Consider the following 17,007-nt stretch of genomic DNA (forward strand, 5'->3'; position numbering starts at 1 on the left):
ATAAAGATGGCAAATATTTTAGTGACTGGCGGCGCTGGATATATCGGTTCACATACTTGTGTTGAATTACTCAATGCAAATCATAATGTCGTAGTATTTGATAATTTATCAAATAGTTCTATAAAGTCGCTTAATCGAGTTCAGGAATTGACTGGAAAATCTCTGACTTTTGTGGAAGGTGATATCCGTAATAGTGAACAACTCGATCATGTGTTTGCACAGCATCAAATTGATGCGGTGATTCATTTTGCGGGTTTAAAGGCAGTCGGTGAAAGTCAGCAACAGCCTCTAATTTATTTTGATAATAATATTGCGGGAAGTATTAATCTCGTCAATGCCATGCAACGTGCAGAAGTCTTTAAGCTTGTATTTAGCTCATCTGCAACGGTTTATGGCGAGCTGAATTCATCGCCGTACAGTGAAAATATGACACTCAGTATGCCAAATAATAACTATGGCTATACTAAATTAGTTATTGAGCAGATCTTAGAAAAGACAGCTGAAGCTGATGAACGTTGGTCAATTGCCTTATTGCGTTATTTTAATCCGGTCGGGGCGCATCAAAGTGGAAGAATTGGTGAAGATCCGCTTGGTATTCCAAATAACTTAATGCCTTATGTGACTCAAGTAGCGGTCGGTCGTCGTGAGAAATTAGCGATTTTTGGTAATGATTATCCTACTTTGGATGGAACATGTGAGCGAGATTTTATTCATGTGGTTGATTTATCAAAAGCGCATGTCTTAGCTGTCGATAATCGCTTGAATCATCGAGGTTGTCGTGCCTGGAATATTGGAACAGGTATCGCGATCTCAGTTCTACAAATTAAGCAAACTTTTGAAAGAGTAAATGGGGTTTCCATTCCTACAGAGTTTGTTGAGCGTAGGGCTGGAGATTTATCCGCTTTTTATGCAGATGCTTCACGAGCAAGAGAAGAGTTAGGCTGGAGTGCGCAATTCACGCTAGAAGATATGCTGAAAGACAGTTGGCATTGGCAAAAACAAAATCCAAATGGTTATCGGGATGTCGAATGATCAGATCAAGTTCTGTTTGAATTTTGATCATGTATTATAGTTCTTTCATTAGTTCCTTTTATTTCTCTTTTAAGGAGAAAATAATGAGAATCTAAACAATGATGAAAGAAAGCTATTGATTTTAAAAAGTAACTTTCGAGCTGCTTTTTTCTGTTGGGTTACATTCTGAATAAAGTAAGCCTATCTCGAATATATGCTAAAATAAAGCTTTGTTGTATTTCTCCCAGATCTGCCTATGTCGTTTTTACGCCAGCAATTGCTGTTTATTGGCGTTGCTTTTTTATCTGCATGTATTGGTGTCTACATTGGCTGGGGCGATGCATTTACACTTAAAAAGTTTTATTTATATATTGGCTATAACAAAGTTCTATTCGCCGTTTTATTTAATTACGCCATTATTCAGCTTTTCTTTATCGCCACTGGACGTCAATATACGGCGTTGATTTTAAGTCAAATTTTTGTGATGTTTCTGAATTTTATTAATCAGAAAAAACAACAATATTTATTCAGCAATCTCAGTCCTGAAGATGTGTTTTTATTACCTGAGGCGATGAAAGCTTCACCGTGGTCATTACAACTGATTTTCTTTATTTTAATTGCACTGTTTCTTGTGGTATTGGTTGTCGCAATCAGAAAAGAAGAAAAAACAACGATACATAGTTATGTTCCGAACACGATTATTTTCTTTTTTATCAGTAGCAGTTTGATATATCTCAATTTCATTATGAATCCGACCGGGGCTTGTCAGCGTGAAGATCGTCCCGCCATTTGTAATCAACTCGCAGATTTTCCCAATACGCGAAATGACTGGGTTGGAGATTATCGTAAAATTCAAAATTATGGTTTTAGTACATTTTATATTTCTAAAATACTTGATCAGGTGACAGATCGATTATTGCCCCGTGCGCAAGTGTCCGAGCAGGTGATACAGGATATTTTGCATCAAAATCCAGAAGTTAAAGGTACTTTGGCTGATGATGCAATAAAACCTAATATCGTGATTATTATGCAAGAATCCTTTTGGGATCCGCGACATCTGGATCAGGCTTTAGGGCGTAATTTATTGCCTTTTTTTCAGAAAAATCAAATCTCGCAATTGATTTCTCCTTCATTTGGCGGTGGGACAGCCAATGTTGAATTTGAGGTATTGACCAGTTTAAACACGGCATTTTTTCCCAATGAATTATTGTATGTGTCTAAAGTGAAACGTCCGATTTATGCGTTACCTTTTTATCTGGATGGTTTGGGGTATCAAACCATTGCCATGCACAATAATTATGGCTACTACTATAATCGTAATAAGGTCTATCCTGCTTTAGGCTTTCAACAATTTATTTCTTTAGAGAATATGGTTTCGCAAGAAAAACGACCTCAGATATTTAACGCAGGCGGGTGGGCGACGGATGTGCTGATTTACGAAAATATTAAGAAAGTTTTGCAGCAAGGAGATCAGCCCAAGTTTATTTATGCGATTACGGTTGAAAATCATCCAATGTACAATGATGATCGTTATGGCAAACAGCAATTTAAGTTCAGCAAAACGCTTTCAGAGCTCAACCAACGAAAACTCAGTACGTATACGGCTGGCGTTGCACGAGCAGATCAGAAATTATCAGAATTAACTGCGTATTTAAAAACCTTAAAACAACCCACCATTGTGCTGGTTTTTGGCGATCATTTGCCAAATTTGCAGGGCGTTTATGATGAATATGATTATTTTAAAAATGACCCAGAACGCACGGCTTTAAAGAACTATCAAACGCCTTTGGCGATCTGGAGTAATTTCCCAATTCAGAAAAAAGTGTTACAGCAGGAGTCTGTTCCAAGCAGTTTCGTGGCACCCAAATTGCTACAGGTCGCAGGATTGCCGCTTTCTCCATATTATCATTTTATGCGGCGCTTATCGGGTTGTTATGCGGTGATCCACCCTAAATTTTTGATGCCTGCTTCTGAGTGTAAGCATGATGCCAAGCAACTTTTAGAGCAGTATAAAAATATTAATCAGGATAGTTTATCGGGTGAAAATTATCTTTATGGTTTAAGTCTAACGCCAGACAATACGGCTGAGATTGAGTAATCTCAGCCGTATTTTAATTTGATTATTTAAGCCTGAATGAGTGCTGTTAACTCATCGACATAATCTTGCATTGGACGAGCCTGTTCACCGCGACTCTCGATATTCAAACGCAGTAAAGGTTCGGTATTGGAAGCACGCACATTAAAACGCCAAATACCAAAATCTAAACTGACACCATCGGTACGGTCGATTTGTGGATGTTGCGCTGCATAATGATCAAATAGTTTCTGAATGGTGATTTGCGTATCTGCCACTTTGAAGTTAATTTCACCACTACATGGAAACTTCGCAATCATATTCTCAACCAAAGTTGAAAGCGATTGACCTGTTTCAGACAGTAGCGCGATGGTCAGTAACCACGGAATCATGCCACTATCACAATAAGCAAAGTCACGGAAATAATGGTGTGCACTCATTTCACCGCCATAGACGGCATTGTGTTCGCGCATGACTTGCTTGATAAAGGCATGTCCAGATTTGGATTGTACGGTTTCACCCTGATATTTTTCCACAATATCTAAAGTGTTCCAGACCAAGCGTGGATCATGTACGATTTTTTCACCCGATTGTTTGATCAAAAAGGCTTGAGCTAACAGACCGACGATATAATAGCCTTCAATAAATTGACCTTTTTCATCGAATAGAAAACAACGGTCGAAATCGCCATCCCAGGCAATTCCCATATCTGCATGATGTTCAATTACGGCATCGCAAGTGCTATCACGGTTTTCAAACAAAAGTGGGTTAGGAATGCCATTTGGAAAAGTGCCATCTGCTTGATGATGAATTTTAATAAATTCAACAGGTACATTCAGACTTTTAAATTTTTCTTCAATCGCATCAATCACGTGCCCCGCCGCACCGTTGCCTGCATTGACCACCAGTTTTAATGGTTTGATTTTTGCTGGATCAATATAGCCCATCAGGTGATCGACAAACTCAGGAAGGATGTTGTAGTGACTGGTCGTTCCTTTATGTTCAACATCATTGAACTGTTGTGATTCAGCCAAAGCTTGAATCTCTTTTAAACCTGTATCAGCACTAATCGGGCGCGCATTTTCACGTACCAGTTTCATGCCATTATAGTCCATCGGGTTATGGCTCGCCGTAACCTCAATACCGCCTTGTACATCCAGATGGAAGGCAGCGAAGTAAACTTCTTCGGTACCTGTCATGCCTAAATCGAGTACATTCACGCCTGCATCATTTAAACCGCGAATGGTGGCTTGTTTTAAGCCTTCACTGCTTAAACGGATGTCACAACCAATCGCAATCGTTTGAGGTTGATAGATTTGTCCATAAGCGCGACCAATCTTATAAGCAATATCTTCATTCAGTTCAGTTCCGAGTTTGCCTCGGATATCATAGGCTTTAAAGCAAGTTAGTGTCGTCATTTCTAGAATAGTTAGCGTTAAAAATTTGTGAAATGATTATACAGAAGTTTGGTTAAAATCCGAGTTGCAAATCAGAAGGTTTACATGATTCAACAGTATTGAATTGAAGCTCTTTTCAATTAGACTTTTTTATCAACCCATTTTATTTCTTCCTATGGGAGAAAAATAAAGAGGGTTTAAACAATGATGAAAAAAGTTGATTAAAGACATTGATATCAGGACATATTTTTAAAAATTTCATAACAAGATTTACGAAACCATTGATGGCTGGTTTTATGATGACAACACATATGCCAGTGTTGTTTGATGCTATACGTTGGAAAATCGACAGGAGCATCCAGAATTTGTAAATTATCACGTGATAACAGTACTTTACTTAAATAATAGGGCACCGTCGCAATCGCATCGGTTTCCTGTACCATCAAGCCGACGCCAAGATAGCTCGGTAGGCGAATCAAAATATCACGCTTCACACCACTGTTTTGTAACGCATTTTCAATCTGGTAATGTCCCACACCTGTATCAATATCGATATGCAGTTCGCGCATATAATCTTCAATGGTAAAGTTCTGCGCGTTAATACGTGGATGATCTTTACGTGAAATCACCACATAGCGCTGTGAAAATAGTTTTTGTTGATAAAAGCCATCTTCAAGTTGTGGTAAAAACCCAATTGCCATATCAATCTCACCATTGGCCATCTGGTAACTGGTTTCCAGACTGATCGGACGGACATTGATGCGAATTTGCGGCGCACTTTGTGCCAAAAAATTGGAAATTTTGGGTAAAAGTACCAGATGTGATACATCGGTCATGGCAAGTGTAAGTACCATGTCAGATTTAGACGGTTCAAAATGCAGACTAAAATTATTAATGCTCTCGACTTTATTGATCACTTCACTGACCAGTGGAAAAATCTGTTTGGCCAGTTCAGTTGGAATCATTTCATTTCCGACCCGTAAAAATAGCGGATCATCAAAATGTTGGCGAATTTTAACCAAGCCATTACTAATCGTGGGCTGACTTACGCCAATGGCATCTGCTGCCATCGAAACACTTTTGGATTTATAAATATGATAAAAAATATTCAGTAAACGGCTGTCTAAATCGAACACCTATTTTTTCCTTTTTCCCAAACAGATGAATTGACATCTTCTGTCAAGAATCTACCGATCTTAATGATTCGTCAATCCTTGTATAGATGGACTGATCTAAAAGCAGAACTGACGCTAATGAAAGTCTGGTTTATACGAAATTTGACTCAAAATTAAAACAGCGTTTTATGCCAAACACTATTTTTTGAAATCCGAGAATGATCAAGGTGGATTCTTGTGCTGAAACTTTAGTCGTATAGGTCAATCATACAATGCCCGCTAAACACCAGATTTTATCATGTTTTATTATTGGTCATACCAATAATGTTTTAAAGTTGCCCTTGAAATGCTGATATAGACTATTTATGATGCATTTGTTTATAAATTCCTTCTGTATTTTGTTTTTTAATTTAAATTGGTAATACCAATTTTAACATAAATACTGAATCGTGATGATTCATCAAACAAATATCTGGCAGCATTTCAAGGAGATGACAATGCTCAATGTTTGGCAGCAAGTTTATGATCCACTGGCGAATATCTGGCTTTCTAGTCTGATTGCCTTAATTCCAATTATCTTTTTCTTTTTAGCGTTGGCCGTATTTCGTTTAAAGGGCAGTATCGCGGCGACTTTAACCGTGATGATTGCATTGGCTATTGCGTTGTTCTTTTATCAAATGCCTGCGGCAATGGCCTTTGCTTCGCTCATTTACGGTTTTTTTTACGGCTTATGGCCGATTGCATGGATTATTCTAGGCGCGGTATTCCTATATAAAATTTCGGTGAAAACAGGTCAGTTTGACATTATTCGTTCCAGTATTTTGTCCATTACTGAAGATCAACGTCTACAAATGCTGTTGGTAGGCTTTGCATTTGGTACTTTTCTGGAAGGGGCTGCGGGTTTTGGCGCGCCAGTGGCGATTACCGCTGCTTTACTGATGGGGCTTGGTTTTAAACCTCTATATGCTGCGGGTCTATGTCTGATTGTGAATACGGCGCCTGTTGCCTTTGGTGCGATGGGGATTCCGATTATTGTGGCTGGGCAGGGTTCTGGGGGGGATACCATGGAAATCAGTCAGATGGTAGGTCGTCAGTTACCTTTTTTAGTCATCATCGTATTGTTTTGGATCATGGCAATTATGGATGGCTGGCGTGGTGTCAAAGAAACTTGGCCTGCGGTGTTGGTCGGTGGTGGTTCTTTTGCCATTGCTCAATATTTAACTTCAAACTTTATTGGGCCAGAATTGCCTGATATTACAGCAGCAATTGCCTCATTGGTCAGCTTAACTTTATTGTTTAAAGTCTGGCAGCCAAAGCATATTTTCCGTTTCGCCGAAGCAGAAAAGCTAGATCAACAAACGGCATCGGTCACCCAATATTCGTTTGCACAAATTGCCAAAGCATGGTCTCCGTTTGCGATTTTGACGGCGATGGTGACTTTGTGGAGCATTAAACCGTTTAAGGATCTATTTGCCAAAGGTGGTGCACTCGAACATTGGATCTTTAAAATAGAAGTTCCAGATTTGCATCGTCTGGTGGAAAAAATGCCACCGATTGTGGCTGAACATACGCCTTATGATGCGATTTATAAATTTGACTGGTTTTCAGCCACGGGGACTGCGATTTTTATTGCGGCAGTGATTAGCGTCATTTTCTTAAAAATGAATGCGAAGCAGGCCGTGGTGACTTTTGGCGAAACCTTAAATGAGCTGAAAGTTCCGATTTATTCGATTGGGATGGTGTTGGCTTTTGCCTTTATCGCCAACTATTCAGGTCTATCTGCAACTTTGGCTTTAGCATTGTCGCATACGGGTCATGCCTTTACCTTCTTCTCACCATTTTTGGGGTGGTTGGGCGTGTTCCTGACGGGATCAGATACGTCATCCAATGCGCTATTTTCAGCATTGCAGGCGACGACGGCACAACAAATTGGGATTCCAGAGGTATTACTGGTTGCGGCAAATACCAGTGGTGGGGTCACAGGAAAAATGATTTCACCGCAATCGATTGCTATTGCTTGTGCAGCAGTGGGATTAGTTGGAAAAGAATCAGATTTGTTCCGTTTTACCGTAAAACATAGCATCATATTTACCATCTTTGTGGGGATCATCGTGACGGTACAGGCTTATATTGTACCTTGGATGATTCCTTAGCGAAATTGAAGGAAAAATAATGCGAGTCTCTGATCAGGTGGTACAAAAGTTACAGACGCTTATTGAGCAGCGTAATCTCAAACAAGGAGATCGTTTGCCTGCCGAGCGTCAACTCGCGACCAGTTTGGGGATCTCGCGTCCATCGCTACGTGAAGCGATTCAGCAATTGATTAGTCTGGGAGTTTTATCCAGTCGTCGTGGCGATGGTACTTATATTCAACAGCTACCTGAAACATGGTCGCAGCAGTTGATTGTTGAACCGATTAGCCATTTGATGCAGGACGATCCACATTATCGTTTTGATGTACAGGAATCGCGTTTGGTACTTGAAGGCGGGACAGCTTGGTATGCTGCTTTGCGTTCAACCGACGCTGATCGCGCCAAGATCCATCAGTATTTTGATGAAATAGCACGGCATCAGGCACATGGGGATTCCGCAGCAGCGGCAGTTGCTGATGCCAATTTTCATCTGGCGATTGCCGAAGCATCGCATAATGTGGTGCTGATTCAAATGATGCGCAGTTTATTTGATTTATTGCAATACAACGTCTTTTTAGGGCGTAAAAAAGTCTATGAACATCCGATTAGTGCCGATCTACTCAGTGATCAGCATTTTCAGGTGATGGATGCCATTGACCGTAAAGACGCTCAGGCAGCACGAGATGCAGTGTGTGGCCATATTGAATTTGTCATCGATCATGTACGTTCTCTGGATGAAGACGAAGCTCGCCAGAAACGTGCTACACGTTTACATAGGATTGATCCAACATGATTATTTCTTCTTCAAATGATTATCGTGAAGCGGCGCGTCGTCGTTTGCCACCTTTTTTATTTCATTATATTGATGGCGGGGCATACGCAGAATATACGCTGAAGCGAAATGTTGAAGATTTATCGCAAATTGCATTAAGACAACGTGTGTTGAACGATATGTCCAGTTTGAGTCTGGAAACCAAACTTTTTAATGAAACCCTGTCGATGCCTGTGGCATTGTCTCCTGTGGGTTTAACAGGCATGTATGCACGTCGGGGTGAAGTACAGGCCGCAGTCGCCGCAGATAAAAAGGGGATTCCATTTACCTTATCGACTGTTTCTGTGTGTCCGATTGAAGAAGTTACGCCTGCCATTAAGCGTCCGATGTGGTTTCAGCTCTATGTGTTACGTGACCGTGGTTTTATGCGCAATGCACTGGAACGTGCCAAAGCAGCGGGTTGTTCGACCTTGGTATTCACGGTAGATATGCCAGTACCGGGCGCACGCTATCGCGATGCACATTCAGGCATGAGTGGCCCCAATGCAGCGATGCGCCGTTATTTGCAAGCGGTAACGCATCCACAATGGGCATGGGATGTCGGTTTGTTAGGACGTCCACATGATCTGGGCAATATTTCCAAATATTTAGGTAAGCCGACTGGGCTAGAAGATTATATCGGTTGGTTGGGTTCTAATTTCGATCCATCCATTTCTTGGAAAGATCTGGAATGGATTCGTGAATTTTGGGATGGCCCGATGGTCATCAAAGGCATCTTAGACCCAGAAGATGCCAAAGATGCGGTACGTTTTGGCGCCGATGGGATTGTGGTGTCCAATCATGGTGGGCGTCAGCTCGATGGCGTGATGTCCTCAGCACGTGCCTTGCCTGCGATTGCCGATGCAGTCAAAGGCGATTTGACCATTCTGGCCGATTCCGGAATCCGTAACGGTCTGGATGTGGTGCGTATGCTGGCGTTGGGTGCAGATAGCGTGATGTTAGGTCGAGCATTTGTTTATGCACTTGCCGCCGCAGGGGGACAAGGAGTAAGCAATTTACTGGATCTGATTGATAAAGAAATGCGGGTTGCCATGACCTTAACCGGTGCAAAAAGCATTGCAGATATTAATACGGATTGTCTGGTACAGGTCAATAAATTGATGCAAGCCGAATAAAAGGATCGATTTGATGACACAACAGCCTGTTATAGCCACGCAGCTATTGAATCAGCTTGAAAAGATCGTGGGTAAATCCCATCTGTTGACCGATGATCAACAGACTCGGCAATACCGTCAGGGTCGACGCTTTGGTGAAGGCAAAGTGTTGGCCGTGGTCTGTCCAGGAACCTTGTTGGAACAATGGCAGGTATTACAGGCTGTGATTGGCGCAGATTGTATTGTGATCATGCAGGCGGCCAATACGGGGCTGACCGGCGGCTCAACACCTTATGGCGAAGACTATGACCGTCCTGTGATTATCATGAGTACACGTCGTTTAAAAGGCATTCAGGTGATTCATCAAGGTAAACAGGTGGTGTGTTTACCGGGTGCGACGCTGGATAATCTTGAACAGATTTTAAAGCCTTATCAGCGTGAGCCGCATTCGGTGATTGGTTCGTCCTGTATTGGCGCATCGGTGTTAGGCGGCGTGTGTAATAATTCGGGTGGAGCATTGGTTCGTCGTGGGCCAGCCTATACTGAACTGGCACTGTATGCGCAGGTGGATGATCAGGGACAGTTACGTCTGATCAATCATTTAGGCATTGATCTGGGACAAACTCCAGAGGAAATTTTAAGTCGATTAGAGCAGCAGCAATATCAGGTCAGCGATATACAGCATGATGCAACGCGTCAGGCATCCGATCAGCGTTATGCGCATGATGTGACACAGGTGGATGCAGATAGTCCAGCACGATTTAACGCAGATCCTTCACGTTTGTTTGAGGCTTCGGGTTCAGCGGGAAAAGTTTGTGTATTTGCAGTACGTTTGGATACGTATGAAAAAGTGGCAAGCGATGTGTTCTATATTGGCAGTAACGATGCCAATGACCTGACGGCAATTCGTCGTTATCTACTAACGTCGTTACCCAGTTTACCGATTGCAGGGGAATATATTCATCGTGATGCATATCGGATTGGGGAGAAGTATGGCAAAGACACGTTTCTGTTTATTGAAAAATTTGGTACCGCCAATGTCCCGAAAGCTTTTGCTTTAAAAGATAAGGTGGATGGTTTTCTGGAAAAATTTAAAATTAAAGGACTGACGGATCATTTATTACAAGCGTTGACTTTCTTTTTGCCGAATCATTTACCTAAACGTATGACAGAGTTTCACGATCAATATGAGCATCATTTGATTTTACGAGTGGAAAACAATAGTAAAGATCAGACTGAACAATTTTTAGAAGAATATTTTGCTGTACATGCGACTGGGGCTTATTTTTTATGTGATGAGGAGGAAGGCCGAAAAGCCTTTTTACATCGCTTTGCCATCGCGGGGGCTGCGATACGTTATCGCGATACCCATCGTAGCGAAGTAGAAGATATTGTGGCACTGGATATTGCCCTGCGCCGTAACGATCGAGACTGGGTTGAACAACTTCCTACTGACATGGAACAGAAAATTTTACATAAACTGTATTATGGGCATTTTTTCTGCCATGTGTTTCATCAGGACTATATTGTCAAAAAAGGCGTTGATCCTTTAGCGATGGAACATCAAATGTGGACATTGCTGGATGCACGTCGAGCAGAATATCCAGCAGAACATAATGTAGGACATTTATATATCGCCAAACCAGCGTTAGCCAATTTTTATCAAAAGCTCGATCCGACCAATAGCTTTAATGTCGGAATTGGACATACGTCTAAGCTTAAATATTGGGGTAAAAGCAAGATTTCATCCTAGTGGGTTACATAGTTGCAACTTTATCCTTGCTAGAATTCGTCATAATTTAAAAGTCTAAATCAAACAACTCACGCTAATTTTAAGCACCTGATAACAACTATTTTAAGGAGCAGAAGATTGATGCACATCAAGACCATATTGGCTGCATTGGCAGTTGCAACATTAATGACTGCTTGTATCGTGACGCCTGATGATCATATCAATCAATCAGGCCGTCAAGCAGACCCCGGTTTTAGCCGTCCACCTGCACATGATCATGGTGGATTGCGACCTGGGGAAACCACCCATGATCATCCCGATCCTGGTTATAACTATCCGTCAGGCTCAAACAATGGTGGTTTACGTCCGGGAGAAAATAACCAGTCAAATCAGATTGATCCAGGTTTTAACCGACCAACTAACCCTGATCCAGGGTATGGTCGTTAATTTAAACGTAAAGTAACAAAGCCCGAGATGTTTATCTCAGGCTTTGTTTAATGCTTCGTCGTGGATCAATGCTTAAGCTGGTGTAGGCGCTTTAGCCAAGACTTCTGCCACAGCTTTTGCGACCACATAGATATTATTCATGTTGAGACCCGCGACACAGATACGGCCACTGCGCACCAAATAAATGGCATAGTCTTCACGTAAGGTGTCGACTTGCTCGCCAGTAAGACCTGTATAGCTAAACATGCCTTTTTGTTCTACCAGATAGTTAAAGTCGCGATCTGGCAAGGCTTTGCTTAATTCGTCACGTAAGATTTGACGCATTTTAATAATACGTTCACGCATGTGCTGAACTTCGCCCTGCCATTGTTGATTTAACTCAGCATCGTTAAGAACCTGATCCACCAACCAAGCCCCTGTGGTAGGTGGGCTAGAATAGATACGACGTACAGTGGCTTTTAACTGGCCAAAAGTGGCTTGAGCGGCTTCAACATCATCACAAACAAAAGTCAGACCACCGACACGTTCGCCATAAAGTGAGAAAATTTTGGAAAAAGAGTTACTGACGATAAAATTCAGACCTGCTTGATCCATCGCACGAATCGCATAAGCATCCTGATCCATACCATCGCCAAAGCCTTGATAGGCAATATCTAAAAATGGAATCAGATTGCCCGCTTTCAGTACTTCAATCACTTGATCCCACTGTGCAGGATTTAAATCTGCGCCCGTTGGGTTATGGCAGCATGGGTGCAATAACACAATACTTTGTTCAGGCAGTTGTTTCAGGGCAGAGAGCATTCCCTCAAAATTCACACCGCCCGTTTGGGCATCAAAATATGGATAAAAATGGGTTTTAAAGCCTGCTCCATTAAAAATGGCTACATGGTTATCCCAAGTCGGCTGACTGACCCAGACTTCAGAATTTGGAAAATAATTTTTAAGAAAATCCGCGCCAACCTTAAGCGCACCTGAACCACCTAAAGTCTGAATGGTGACAGCGCGACCACTTTTTACAGCAGGGCTATTTGTTCCAAACAATAACGCTTGAATCGCTTCACGATAAGGTTTGAAGCCTTCCATTGGCAAATATAGCTTGGTTTTGCTTTGCAGGGGTTCAATGCGTTTTTGCGCTTCAATAATGGTATCAAGCTGAGGCACAATACTGTCTTCATTATAATAAAGACCAATACTTAAATTGACTTTGCCTTGACGTGGGTCGGCATTGAATTGTTCCATAAGCGATAAAATCGGATCGCCTGCATATGGGGGGATATGTTGAAACATCAAAAAAATCCTTTCATTTCGCAGTTTGAACCAAAACTGCGCGGAGTTGGTGCGAGTGCATGAGATTTAAGCAAACATCAAACCTGACTAATGTAGCAGTAAGACCTGTATCGTGCCATGCTCTTCTAGTCTTAGAACTGAAAAATTCTTAATCTTGGTTTGCAAAGATTACTGAAGTGAATGTTAAAACTTTTTTATACTTCGATGCGTTTTTTAGGATAGAAATGCATTAAAAAAGTGCAATTTTCTAAATTTTAGCCAAAAAAAACCACACAGGGGAGTGTGGCAAAAGTTTTAAGCTCTGAGGACTTCAATTTAAAACTTGAGACTTAAAGGAAGCTTAATTTGCGGAAACAGTATGCAAATTCTCTTTTGACGAGAATATATCTGAATAAAATTCTTTATTGAGATAAATCTAGATACAAAGTTTCCTTAATTTCTTCCATCACCACATAGCTATGCGATGAAGCCGATGCAGGCAGTTTTTTTAAAATATTGCCCAATAATTTTCGGTAAGCACTCATTTCTTTCAATCTGGCTTTGACCAGATAATCAAATTCACCTGAAATTAAATGACATTCTAACACTTCCGGTACTTCAATCAGATCACGGGCAACTTGATCAAATACATCGCCTGATTTGGCAGAAAGCTTAATTTCCAGAAATACCAGTAAATTTCGATCGACATGTGCAGGATTGAGCCGTGCATAGTAACCTATGATGATGCCCTCACGTTCTAGCCGCTTGACCCGTTCTGAACAGGGCGTGGTTGATAAGTTGACTCTAGACGCCAATTCACTGATCGCAATACGTCCTTCACGTTGCAGGATATCCAGAATCTGCCGATCAGTTCGATCCAGTGGTCGCATTATTTTTTTCCTTTTTTTAGAATTTCTACACGACAAAACTGCCAATTTTCCTAGATTATAGTGCCTAAAACAGTGAAATAAACTATTGAAGCAAAAATATACTAGTTAAATTCACTGGACTGCGTGAGGGAAGAAAAATGCGCGTGATCGTTTTAGGGAGTGGTGTGATTGGTGTCGCAAGTGCGTACTATCTTGCGCAACAGGGAGCACAAGTCACGGTACTGGATCGTCAAGCTGGGCCTGCCGAAGAAACCAGTTTTGGTAATGCAGGACAAGTTTCCCCAGGTTATTCGACCCCTTGGGCAGCACCAGGGATTCCGTTTAAAGCAGTGAAATGGATGTTTCAGCATCATGCACCGCTTGCGATTAATATTGATGGCAGCATGTGGCAACTACAATGGATGGCACAAATGCTGAAAAACTGCAATCTAGAAAGCTATACCAAAAATAAAGAACGGATGATGCGCGTGGCCGAATATAGCCGCGATTGTTTAAAAGAACTACGTGAAACCACGGGGATCAGTTATGAAAACCGTGCCAAAGGCACCTTGCAGGTGTTTCGTAACGAATCCCAACTCGAGGCGGTTCATCGGGATATCAAAGTCCTCAAAGAGTGCGGTGTCAGTTATGAATTGCTTGATCAAAATGATTTAGCCAAGGTTGAACCCGCACTGGCATATGCCAAAGACAAGCTGGTCGGTGGTTTACATTTACCCAATGATGAAACAGGTGATTGTTATTTATTTACCAATGCATTAGCAGAAAAAGCCAAAGCGTTGGGGGTTGAATTTCAATTTAACCAAAATGTTGAAGCCTTGCTGGTCGAAGGTGATGAAATCAAAGGTGTTCGAGTCAACGGTCAGGTTTTAACTGCGGATCGTTATGTGTTGGCATTTGGAAGTTATTCGCGCGATTTCCTCAAACCCTTGCATTTAAATTTACCCGTTTATCCTGTTAAAGGTTATTCACTGACGATTCCGATCGTTCAGCCTGAATTTGCACCGCAATCTACTGTGCTTGATGAAACCTATAAAATAGCCATTACCCGTTTTGATCAGCGGATTCGTGTCGGTGGAATGGCGGAACTCAGTGGATTTAATCTGGGATTGAATGAGGATCGTCGTGCCACCTTAGAAATGGTCACTCAAGATCTGTTCCCAGGCGGAGATATGGCGCAAGCCTCATTCTGGACAGGTTTACGTCCAATGACGCCAGACAGTACCCCAATCATCGGTGCGACGCGGTTTAGTAATCTGTTTTTAAATACAGGGCACGGCACACTTGGTTGGACCATGGCCTGTGGTTCAGGCAAGTTGATTAGCGACCTTGTGCTTAATCATCAGCCTGAAATTAGTACCGAAGGCTTATCGATCCTGCGTTATTCACACGCAGCTTAAGATCAAATACTCAAGTTCAGGGAAGAACCATGCCACGTCCAATCCGTGCCATCATTCATCAAAATGCTTTGGCACATAATCTTAACATTGCCAGAAAGCATGCCTCACAGCATGAGGTCTTTGCAGTAGTAAAGGCCAATGCGTATGGGCATGGCATTGAACGGGTTTATCCCGCCCTCAAAACCGCTGATGGTTTTGCCTTACTAGATATCGATGAAGCCAAACGCTTACGTGCACTCGGCTGGACAGGGCCAATTTTGCTGCTCGAAGGCATTTTTTCAGCGCAGGATTTGTTTGACTGTACAGCTTACCAACTCAGTTTTAGTGTCCATAGTGAAATACAAGCGACATGGGTGCGACAGCATCCTGAGCCTGCTCAGTTTGATATTTTCCTGAAAATGAACAGCGGCATGAATCGTCTGGGTTTTCAGCCACAGTATTACCGCGAAATATGGCAGTCACTTCGATCTTGCAACACAGTAAATAGCCTCACGCATATGATGCATTTTTCCGATGCCGATGGTGAGCGTCTGGGGCAATCTGGGATTGAGGTACAGCTCAAAATCTTTGAAGACACAGTGCAGGATTTACCAGGTGAACGCTCGATTTGTAACAGCGCTGCGATCCTGCGGCATGGTTCGCAACTGACTTCTAAAACTGTCCGTGCGGGCATTTTACTTTATGGCAGCTCGCCTGATTTTCCCCAACACTCGATTCAGGACTGGGATTTACAACCCAGTATGAGTCTACGCAGTGAAATCATTGCCATTCAAGATTTACAACCCATGCAAACGGTCGGTTATGGCTCAACCTTTCAGGTCGAGCAAGCCATGAAAATCGGGATTGTGGCCTGTTGTTATGCCGATGGTTATCAGCGTATTTCTGCTACGGGTACGCCTGTGTTGGTCAATGGCATCCGCACTCGCACGATTGGTCGGGTCAGTATGGATATGTTGGCGGTCGATGTGACCGAGATTGCAGATGCGGTAATTGGCAGTGAAGTGGTGCTTTGGGGCAAATCTCGTTCGGGTACGATTTTGCCAATTGATGAAGTCGCAGCGACCTCAGACACCGTGGGTTATGAATTGATGTGTGGTGTAACCGCACGTGTTCCATTTTTTATTGAAGCATAAGGATAGAGTGATGTCAGTCTCTAATATTGAAAGAATTAACAGCAATCAGGTGATGAGTTCGGCTACCATTTTTAATCAAGTGGTGTATTTGTCGGGACAAGTACCCAAAAACACGGAGCTTGATATTGAAGGTCAGACCCGCGAAATCTTGGCGACCATCGATCAACTTTTAGCGCAGGCGAAAAGTGATAAGTCGCGTCTGCTTTCAGCGCAGCTTTTTATTAAAAACCTAGATGACTTTGCTCAAGTCAATGCGATCTGGATTGAGTGGTTAGATGGATTGGCAACGCCTGCCCGCGCTACGATTCAGGCAGATTTAGTCAATCCCGCGTGGTTGATTGAAATCGCCGTGATTGCAGCACAGCAATAAACCGATTGATCTATTTTCATTCATCTAATGTTTAATTTTAAAACCAGAATTGCCACGGAAAAGGATGCCTTCTGGTTTTTATTTTGATGCTACTCGGCATCAATTCTGCGGTTTCTG

The 17,007-nt window shown here is 42.1% G+C and carries 14 protein-coding genes; 10 read left to right on the forward strand and 4 right to left on the reverse strand.

Annotated features, from left to right (window positions below; all coding sequences use genetic code 11):
- The first annotated feature begins 6 nt into the window (after positions 1–6).
- Together galE and J500_RS02720 are read left to right on the forward strand one after the other, a co-directional pair.
- Positions 7–1,032: a UDP-glucose 4-epimerase GalE gene (galE, locus tag J500_RS02715; RefSeq protein ID WP_005000863.1), complete on the forward strand. Its 1,026-nt coding sequence runs from the start codon at positions 7–9 to the stop codon at positions 1,030–1,032.
- Positions 1,033–1,267: 235 nt separating this feature from the next.
- On the forward strand, positions 1,268–3,109 hold the full coding sequence (locus tag J500_RS02720) for an LTA synthase family protein (RefSeq protein WP_034698041.1): 1,842 nt from the start codon (positions 1,268–1,270) through the stop codon (positions 3,107–3,109).
- A gap of 26 nt (positions 3,110–3,135) precedes the next feature.
- On the opposite strand, the gene J500_RS02725 is transcribed toward J500_RS02720, so the two are convergent.
- Positions 3,136–4,503, reverse strand: coding sequence for a phosphomannomutase/phosphoglucomutase (locus J500_RS02725; protein WP_034698044.1), 1,368 nt, complete (start codon positions 4,501–4,503; stop codon positions 3,136–3,138).
- Between the two features lie 215 nt (positions 4,504–4,718).
- Complete coding sequence (locus J500_RS02730) at positions 4,719–5,618, reverse strand: LysR family transcriptional regulator (protein WP_034698047.1); 900 nt, start codon at positions 5,616–5,618, stop codon at positions 4,719–4,721.
- 470 nt (positions 5,619–6,088) lie between these two features.
- On the opposite strand from J500_RS02730, the gene lldP reads away from it, so the two are divergent.
- From lldP to J500_RS02755, 5 genes are all read left to right on the forward strand, one after another.
- On the forward strand, positions 6,089–7,750 hold the full coding sequence (gene lldP / locus J500_RS02735) for an L-lactate permease (protein ID WP_171071568.1): 1,662 nt from the start codon (positions 6,089–6,091) through the stop codon (positions 7,748–7,750).
- Positions 7,751–7,769: 19 nt separating this feature from the next.
- Positions 7,770–8,522 (forward strand): transcriptional regulator LldR, encoded by a 753-nt coding sequence (gene lldR / locus J500_RS02740; protein WP_004988736.1) that lies wholly within the window; start codon positions 7,770–7,772, stop codon positions 8,520–8,522.
- Positions 8,519–9,676 carry an FMN-dependent L-lactate dehydrogenase LldD gene (gene lldD, locus J500_RS02745; protein ID WP_004988732.1) on the forward strand — a complete coding sequence of 386 codons (1,158 nt, stop codon included), beginning with the start codon at positions 8,519–8,521 and terminating at the stop codon, positions 9,674–9,676. Before lldR ends, lldD begins: the two co-directional genes overlap by 4 nt.
- Positions 9,677–9,689: 13 nt before the next feature.
- Positions 9,690–11,408 (forward strand): D-lactate dehydrogenase, encoded by a 1,719-nt coding sequence (gene dld, locus J500_RS02750; protein ID WP_004994489.1) that lies wholly within the window; start codon positions 9,690–9,692, stop codon positions 11,406–11,408.
- A 120-nt stretch (positions 11,409–11,528) separates the two neighbouring features.
- Positions 11,529–11,834, forward strand: coding sequence for a hypothetical protein (locus J500_RS02755; RefSeq protein ID WP_004988727.1), 306 nt, complete (start codon positions 11,529–11,531; stop codon positions 11,832–11,834).
- A gap of 72 nt (positions 11,835–11,906) precedes the next feature.
- On the opposite strand, the gene J500_RS02760 is transcribed toward J500_RS02755, so the two are convergent.
- Positions 11,907–13,121: an aromatic amino acid transaminase gene (locus J500_RS02760; protein ID WP_004988723.1), complete on the reverse strand. Its 1,215-nt coding sequence runs from the start codon at positions 13,119–13,121 to the stop codon at positions 11,907–11,909.
- 401 nt (positions 13,122–13,522) lie between these two features.
- Positions 13,523–13,990: an Lrp/AsnC ligand binding domain-containing protein gene (locus J500_RS02765; RefSeq protein ID WP_004988721.1), complete on the reverse strand. Its 468-nt coding sequence runs from the start codon at positions 13,988–13,990 to the stop codon at positions 13,523–13,525.
- A 137-nt stretch (positions 13,991–14,127) separates the two neighbouring features.
- Here J500_RS02765 and J500_RS02770 point away from each other — a divergent pair, with 137 nt between their 5' ends.
- The 3 genes from J500_RS02770 to J500_RS02780 are packed head-to-tail and all read left to right on the forward strand — an operon-like array spanning position 14,128 to position 16,890.
- Positions 14,128–15,387: a D-amino acid dehydrogenase gene (locus J500_RS02770; protein ID WP_004988718.1), complete on the forward strand. Its 1,260-nt coding sequence runs from the start codon at positions 14,128–14,130 to the stop codon at positions 15,385–15,387.
- Positions 15,388–15,416: 29 nt separating this feature from the next.
- Positions 15,417–16,520, forward strand: a complete 1,104-nt coding sequence (gene alr / locus J500_RS02775) for an alanine racemase (protein ID WP_004988716.1) — start codon at positions 15,417–15,419, stop codon at positions 16,518–16,520.
- A gap of 10 nt (positions 16,521–16,530) precedes the next feature.
- Complete coding sequence (locus J500_RS02780) at positions 16,531–16,890, forward strand: RidA family protein (RefSeq protein WP_004988714.1); 360 nt, start codon at positions 16,531–16,533, stop codon at positions 16,888–16,890.
- The last annotated feature ends 117 nt before the right edge of the window (positions 16,891–17,007 follow it).

The sequence above is a fragment of the Acinetobacter sp. 479375 genome (assembly GCF_000581715.1).
Lineage (GTDB): Bacteria > Pseudomonadota > Gammaproteobacteria > Pseudomonadales > Moraxellaceae > Acinetobacter > Acinetobacter ursingii.